The sequence below is a fragment of the Azospirillum sp. B21 genome (assembly GCF_008364825.1).
In the GTDB taxonomy this organism is placed as follows: Bacteria; Pseudomonadota; Alphaproteobacteria; order Azospirillales; family Azospirillaceae; genus Azospirillum.
The window spans coordinates 1-6,885 of the sequence record NZ_VTTO01000044.1 but is presented as its reverse complement, the minus strand read 5'-3'; the positions used below and the strand labels follow the sequence as shown (position 1 = coordinate 6,885).

The following is a 6,885-nucleotide window of genomic DNA, read 5'->3' as shown; positions in this document are numbered from 1 at the left end:
GCGCCAATGGTACTGCGTCTTAAGACGTGGGAGAGTAGGTCGCCGCCAGGTCACTCAGGCTCAAGAGACGTCAAACCCGAAGCACATCGCTGACATCTTCGCACACCCCACCAGAAACGCCCCGGTTCACATGAGCCGGGGCGTTTTTCGTTGTCGCCTGACGGTCTTTTCCACCATGCGGAAAGCTTGCCGCTGATTTGCGGCAGATCAATAGCTCTCGGTTTGCCGCTCCCTACTCTCTCTTCACCGCACAACATCAAGGGGGAGCGAAACCATGAAGGCTATCGATCTGATGACGCCGCGCGTCATCACCATCGGCGCGGACGCGACTGTCGCCGATGCGGCCAAGAAGATGCTGGAGAACAACATCAGCGGCATGCCCGTGGTGGATGCCGCCGGCAAGGTGGTCGGCATCATCAGCGAGGGCGACCTGCTGCGCCGGGTGGAACTCGGGACCGAGCGCCACCGCTCCTGGTGGCTGGGACTGGTGTCCGGCGGCACGCTGCCGGCGGAGGACTTCGTCAAGTCCCATGCCCGCAAGGTCACGGACGTCATGACCGCCCATGTCACCACCGTCGACGAAAGCGCCTCGCCCGAGGAGGTCGTGCGGCTGATGGAGACTCGCCGGATCAAGCGCGTACCGGTGGTCCGTCAGGGCAACCTGATCGGCATCATCAGCCGGGCGAACCTGCTGCGCGCACTGGCCAGCGTCTCGCCGGAGACCGCGGCGGCGCCCCCTGACGACCGTGTGCTCAAGGAGCGTGTCACCGCGGCCATGAAGGAACTGTCCTGGGATTCGCGGTCGCACGACGCCATCGTCGTCCGGAACGGCATCGTTCATCTCTGGGGCTTCATCAGCAGCGCCTCCCAGCGCGACGCCATACGCGTCGCGGCGGAAAGCGTTCCCGGCGTGAAGGGCGTGGAGAACAACATCCAGGTTGTCGACCCGGCGGAAAGCGGGGCCTGGGGGCTGTAAGGGAGTGTGCAAAAGGCGCCTGCAAAGCGGATGGGCATGGCCGGTCTTGCCCGGCCATGCCCACCTTCCGGACCAGATCAGATCCGCCCCGGCAGCCGTGCACCGACGAGGTGGGTCGCCTGCGCCCCGTATTCGTAGGCGGCTTCGCGCACCGCACGGCCGGCGACCGTATCCGGGGCCGTGTGGGGAAGCGGCATCTCCGCGTCGGTGAGTTTGCCGGTGATGCGGTCGGCAAGGCAGCGGCCGAGAACCGTGCCGGGCGCGATGCCGCGGCCGTTGTAGCCGCTGAAGCCGATCACGTTGCGGTCCAGCCGGTGGAAACGGGGCAGGTTGTCCTTGGTCATCCCGATCTGCCCATACCATTCGGACTCGAACCGCACCGGACCGAGCTGCGGGAACAGAGCGGCAAGCGAGCGCTGCGCCCAAGCCCGGTGCACCGCGATCCCGGTTCCCCGCAATGCGCCGACACTGCCGAACACCAACCGTCCCTGACGATCGAACCGGTAGGAGCTGAGAACCGATTTGGTGTCCCACACCCCCTGCCGCTCCGGCAAGATGGCTTTCTGCATCGCGTCGGACAGCGGCTCCGTCGCCAGATTGAAGTAGGGCAGGTGGACCTGCTCGGTGCGAAGCTGTACCCAGGGGCCGATGCTGTAGGCGTCGGTGGCGACGATCACCCAATCGGCCATCACACTGCCGGTCGCCGTCTTCACCTCCCATTTGCCGCCGATCTCGCTTGCCGACTGGACGGGGCTGCGGGTGAAGATGCGGGCGCCCGCCTTCACTGCGGCGGCGGCCAGCCCGCGGGCATAGGCCAGCGGCTGGATGGTGCCGGCCCGCAAATCGAGAAGCGAGCCGGTATAGGCCCTGGTGCCGACCTTCTCCGCCGTTTCCGCGGCATTGAGCAGGCGGACGGGGGCTCCCCGTTTCTGCCAGATCGCCGCCCGCTGCTCCAGTTCGCGCAAGCCCGCGGGACCGACGCCGCAATGGAGGGTGCCGCTGCGCTCGTCCTCGCAGGAGATGGCGTGTTTCGTGATCAGGTCGAACACCGCGCGCGGAGCATTCCCGAGCAGCTCGATCAACCGCTCGCCATAGACCGGCCCCAGCGTGTTGACGAGCTGGTCGGGCATCACCCACATGCCGGCATTGACCAGCCCGACATTCCGCCCGGCGCCGCCGAAGCCGATCTCCACCGCCTCGACCACCACCGCGTCGACGCCGCCTTCCGCCAGATGCAGGGCGGCCGACAGGCCGGTGTAACCGGCCCCGACGATCACCACGTCTGCCCTGACCGCGTCGGTCAGCGGCGAGGTCGGTGGCGCCGGAGGTGCCGTCCGTTCCCAAAGCCCATGCGACCGCGGATCGTTCAGCATTCCCTGTGGTCCTTTTCCCGTGTTCTTGCCCGTCTGTCATTCCCGGCCGGAAACACCGCCCCGGGCCGGTTCCGTGAGCGTAGCGGGTCGCCGCATCAACGGACAGCTGGAAAGATTCGCTTGCCTACCCCCTTCGGCAAAGTGATGTTTGCTCAACCAGTCATTCCCTGTGAGAATGAGATGCAGAGCCCCCGCCGCTTCCTCCCCTCTCTGTCCCTTCTGACTGCATTCGAGGCGGCGGCGCGGACCGGCAGCATCACCGCGGCGGCCAAGGAGCTGTCCCTGACCCAGAGCGCTGTCAGCCGCCAGATCAAAGCGCTGGAGGAGCTGCTGGAGGTCGAGCTGTTCCACCGCGAACGGCAGACCATCCGCCTGACTGCGGGCGGGGAGTATTATGTGCGCGAGGTCCGCGATGCGCTGCGCAAGATCAGCACGGCGTCGCTCAACCTGCGCGCCAACCCCTATGGCGGCACGCTGAGCATCGCCGTCTTGCCGACCTTCGGCGCCCGCTGGCTGACGCCGCGGCTGCCGAAATTCCTGGCTGCAAATCCCGGCGTGACCATCAATCTGGTGACGCGCATGGCGCCTTTCGATTTCCGGCTGGATCCGGTCGACGTGGCGATCCATTTCGGCCGGCCGGACTGGCCGGGTGGGGAGATGGCGCTTCTGCGCCGGGAAACGGTCGTCCCCGCCTGCAGTCGCGATCTGCGCGACCGGTTCTGCTTCCGGCAGCCGGGCGATCTGCGTCTTGCCCCGCTGCTGCACCTGACCAGTCGTCCCGATGCATGGGAACGCTGGCTGACCCTGCACGACACGCCGGCCGATGGGGTGCATGGCATGCTGTTCGACCAGTTCGGCACCACCATTCAGGCGGCCGTCGCCGGGCTGGGGGTGGCGCTGCTGCCGCGTTTCCTGATCGATGAGGAATTGGGCGCGGGGCAACTGGTGCCCGCGCTCGACCTGCCGATGGAGAGCGAGGACGCCTATCACATCGTGTGGCCGTCGGAACGGACGAGCTATCCGCCGCTTGCCGCCTTCCGTAGTTGGATACTGGGGGAAGCTCGGGACGACGCCCCAGAGGACAGGCGGCCGCATCATGAGCTTTCCTCATGAAGTCGGTAAAAACAATCGCAATCCAATGTCGTGCTTCGTTGCTATAGCTGCCCCATGGGAGGGACCGGGAGACCGTCCGGACCGGTCCGACGCAGGCAACGCGAGCGAGATTTGCAATGAGTGCCCAGAGTTCCTTCAGCGCCGGCTTTATCAGCGCCGATGCGATCCGTACCCTGTTCTCCAACGCCATGTCGGAGATGTACCGGACGGAGGTTCCCGCCTATCAGACGCTCGTCGAGCTGGTTCGCGAGGTGAACGAGGCGGTGCTGGCCGCCGACCCGGCGGAGCGCCACCGGTTGGAGGCCGCGGGCGGTCTCGCCCGCATTACGGAGGAGCGTCACGGCGCGATCCGGCTCGGCACCGCGCATGAGCTGTCCACCATGCGCCGCCTGTTCGCGGTGATGGGCATGCAGCCGGTCGGCTATTATGACCTGTCGGAAGCCGGTGTTCCCGTCCATTCCACCGCCTTCCGTCCGGTGACCGACGAGGCGCTGAGCCGCAATCCTTTCCGCGTTTTCACCTCGCTGCTGAGGCTCGACCTGATCGCCGACGCGGGACTGCGGCAGGAGGCGGAACAGTTGCTGGCCGCGCGCAGCATCTTCACCGCCGGCTGCCTCGCCCTGATCGAAAAAGCCGAGGCGGCCGGCGGGCTGACGGAGGAGGAGGCCACCCGCTTCGTCGCGGAGGCGCTGGAAACCTTCCGCTGGCACAGCCGGGCCAATGTGCCGCTGGAGCTCTACAAACGGCTGCATGACGCCCATCGACTGATCGCCGATGTCGTTTCCTTTAAGGGACCGCACATCAATCACCTGACCCCGCGCACCCTGGACATCGACATGGTGCAGCGGATGATGCCGGAGAAGGGGATCGCTCCCAAGGCCGTGGTGGAAGGCCCGCCGACCCGGCGCTGCCCCATCCTGCTGCGGCAGACCTCCTTCAAGGCGCTGAGCGAGCCGGTGGATTTCCGCGACGGCGACGGCTGGCGGTCCGGTTTCCACACCGCGCGTTTCGGCGAGATCGAGCAGCGCGGCATCGCACTGACGCCGAAGGGGCGTGCGCTGTACGACACGCTGCTGCAGGATTCCCGCCGTCTCGTCGCCCCGGCCGCCGACGGGTCCAATGCCGCCGAGTACATGACGGCCCTGCAGGAGGTCTTCGCCCCGTTTCCCGACAGCTGGGACGAGATCCGTCGCCAGCAGCTCGGCTATTTCACCTATTCGCTGACCGAGACCGGACGGCGCAACCCGCCGGCACCGAACGCCGATCTGGAGTCGCTGATCGGGGCTGGTCTCGTCCGGTTCGATCCGGTGGTCTATGAGGATTTTCTGCCGGTCAGCGCCGCGGGTATCTTCCAGTCCAACTTGGGCGACGATGCGCAGCAGGATTTCTCCGCCAGCCCGAACCAGCAGCGTTTCGAAGCCGACCTTGGCGCGTCCGTCCTGAACCCGTTCGACCTCTACGCCGAGATCGAACGGGCCTCCATTGACACCTGCCTGTCGGCGATGAGCCCGGCGACGGCGTAGGTCACACCGCAACCACGGCGGCGGGTCGGAAGGCGCCCGCCGCCAGCCAGTTCTCGAAGGCCGCCGGCGCGAGCGGGCGGGAGAACAGATAGCCCTGCCCGAAGTCACAGCGGTGCAGGCGCAGCCACTCATAGGCCTCGACGGTCTCCATCCCTTCCGCCACCACCCGATAGCCGAGATCGTGGGTCAGGTCGATGGTGGAGCGGACCATGATCTGGTCGCTGCGCTCGGTGACGATGGAGCGGATGAAGCGCTGATCGATCTTCACCGCCGTCGCCGGGATGCCCTTTAGGTAGGACAGCGCGCTCTGGCCGGTGCCGAAATCGTCGCTCTCGACCCCGATCCAGTCCGCCTGCACCCCGTGCCGGTCCAGCATGGCGGCCACCCGGTCGGCGAAGTCATTGGCCCCGAGGTTCAGCATCGAGATGTTGATCGAGACCGGCAGCGCGATCGGCACATACAGCAACTTTGCGGCCAAACGGGTGATCTGGTCGAAGGCGGGTTCCTCGGGAGTGTCGAGCAGTTCGTAGCGCCAAAGAACCGCAAGCCGGCCCTCCTCGCGGGACAGCATTGAGGGCGTGGACGAGGACAATGGCATGGGCAAGGGCGGAAAATGCATCATCACGGCTGGCGTCGTTCCTTGCGCTATCCTGTCGGTCAATATTCCGTCGGCCATTGTGAAGCAACCCGGGGGCCGGCGTTATAACCAGTTGGGACAGCTAGCATTGTCGCTTCTCGATCGCGACGAGTGCCGTCACGGTGAGCTGAGCCAGCACCATGCGGTCCACGATGCCGAAGCTGCGCGGCACCGTATCGATCACGCAGACCGAACCGAGCGCCAGACCGTGGCGGTTGATGATCGGCGCGCCGGCATAGAAACGGATGTGCGGGGATCCCAGAACCAGTGGATTGTCGCGGAACCGTGGATCGTTGGCGGCATCCTCCACGACCATCGGCAGGCTCTGCTGGATGGTGAAGCGGCAGAAGGCATGGTCACGCGGTGTTTCCTGCGTTGCCAGCCCACGCCGCGCCTTGAACCACTGGCGGTCGGCGTCCAGCAGCGACACCAGGGCGATGGGAACCTGGAAATGGTCGCAGGCCCAGGACACCAGTTCATCGAAGGCAGGATCCGGTGCGGAATCCAGCAGGCCCGTGCTCCGCAACGCGTGGAGCCGGGCTGGCTCGTCGTCGAGTGGATACGTGCATCCGGCGGGCTTGAGTGCGGCGGGGGTCTTCAGAAGGGCCATGGGAGAAACTCCGCAATCGATAAGGACAAACTGTTGCGGCGCACCACGGCTGGGCGAGGGAACGCCTGTGCAAATGCAGCGGCGAACCAGCCCGTGACCAGCATCGTTCCACCAAACTCCAAATGATATGCCGTACCAGCCACAGTGAAGCTCGCGGTAAATTGAGGATGCGCACTCTGCTTCTACGTACGGGAGTTGATACGGATTTATCGATTTAGGTACCATCACGCCGAATCCCGGTCATATGCGGCGCTATGACTGTTGTGCAGCGACCGAGTTTGCCGGGTGGCGGGTCGGACGGTGTCCCAGCGTAGAGGAGGGGCCGCCCTGCTTCGAACGCGGCTCGGCTGAAAAATCGGCGGGGGTCGGAAAAAAGCGCTTGCGCCGGGTCGGTTGGACGGCCTATACACCGCCTCCCGCGACGCAGCACGGTCGGCAAGACAGTGTTGCTTCAAGGGAAACAGAGGTCAGACCAAGTAACTGCCGAGCACCTCGAAAAAAAAGAGGTTGACAGTGAAAGTAAAGTCCTCTAGATAAAGCGAACAAGACGCGGCGCTGCGAACTGCAGGCGCCGCAGAATGGTTCGGGCGGCGCCGCCGAGGCGCTGCGGGTTCTTTGACAAGTTTATACCGTGTTGTGAGAAGGGATGCGCA

General features: G+C 65.5%; 6 protein-coding genes. 3 read left to right on the top strand and 3 right to left on the bottom strand.

Annotated elements, in window-relative coordinates; translation table 11 throughout:
- Positions 1-274 precede the first annotated feature (274 nt).
- The gene (locus tag FZ983_RS33770; protein WP_149229084.1) at positions 275-976 is read left to right on the top strand and encodes a CBS domain-containing protein; all 702 of its coding nucleotides are present in this window, start codon (positions 275-277) and stop codon (positions 974-976) included.
- A 77-nt stretch (positions 977-1,053) separates the two neighbouring features.
- On the opposite strand, the gene FZ983_RS33765 is transcribed toward FZ983_RS33770, so the two are convergent.
- Positions 1,054-2,349 carry an FAD-binding oxidoreductase gene (locus tag FZ983_RS33765; protein WP_149229083.1) on the bottom strand — a complete coding sequence of 432 codons (1,296 nt, stop codon included), beginning with the start codon at positions 2,347-2,349 and terminating at the stop codon, positions 1,054-1,056.
- A gap of 180 nt (positions 2,350-2,529) precedes the next feature.
- Between FZ983_RS33765 and FZ983_RS33760 the strand changes: the two genes are divergently transcribed.
- Positions 2,530-3,462 carry a LysR family transcriptional regulator gene (locus FZ983_RS33760; protein ID WP_149229082.1) on the top strand — a complete coding sequence of 311 codons (933 nt, stop codon included), beginning with the start codon at positions 2,530-2,532 and terminating at the stop codon, positions 3,460-3,462.
- A 116-nt stretch (positions 3,463-3,578) separates the two neighbouring features.
- Entirely contained in the window at positions 3,579-4,985 is a 1,407-nt protein-coding gene (locus tag FZ983_RS33755; RefSeq protein ID WP_149229081.1) for a VOC family protein, read from the top strand.
- Between the two features lies 1 nt (position 4,986).
- Here the strand turns inward: FZ983_RS33755 and FZ983_RS33750 are convergent, their stop codons facing one another.
- Together FZ983_RS33750 and FZ983_RS33745 are read right to left on the bottom strand one after the other, a co-directional pair.
- Complete coding sequence (locus tag FZ983_RS33750; RefSeq protein ID WP_247884092.1) at positions 4,987-5,607, bottom strand: EAL domain-containing protein; 621 nt, start codon at positions 5,605-5,607, stop codon at positions 4,987-4,989.
- Between the two features lie 97 nt (positions 5,608-5,704).
- Positions 5,705-6,232: a GAF domain-containing protein gene (locus FZ983_RS33745; protein ID WP_149229080.1), complete on the bottom strand. Its 528-nt coding sequence runs from the start codon at positions 6,230-6,232 to the stop codon at positions 5,705-5,707.
- Between the last annotated feature and the right edge of the window lie 653 nt (positions 6,233-6,885).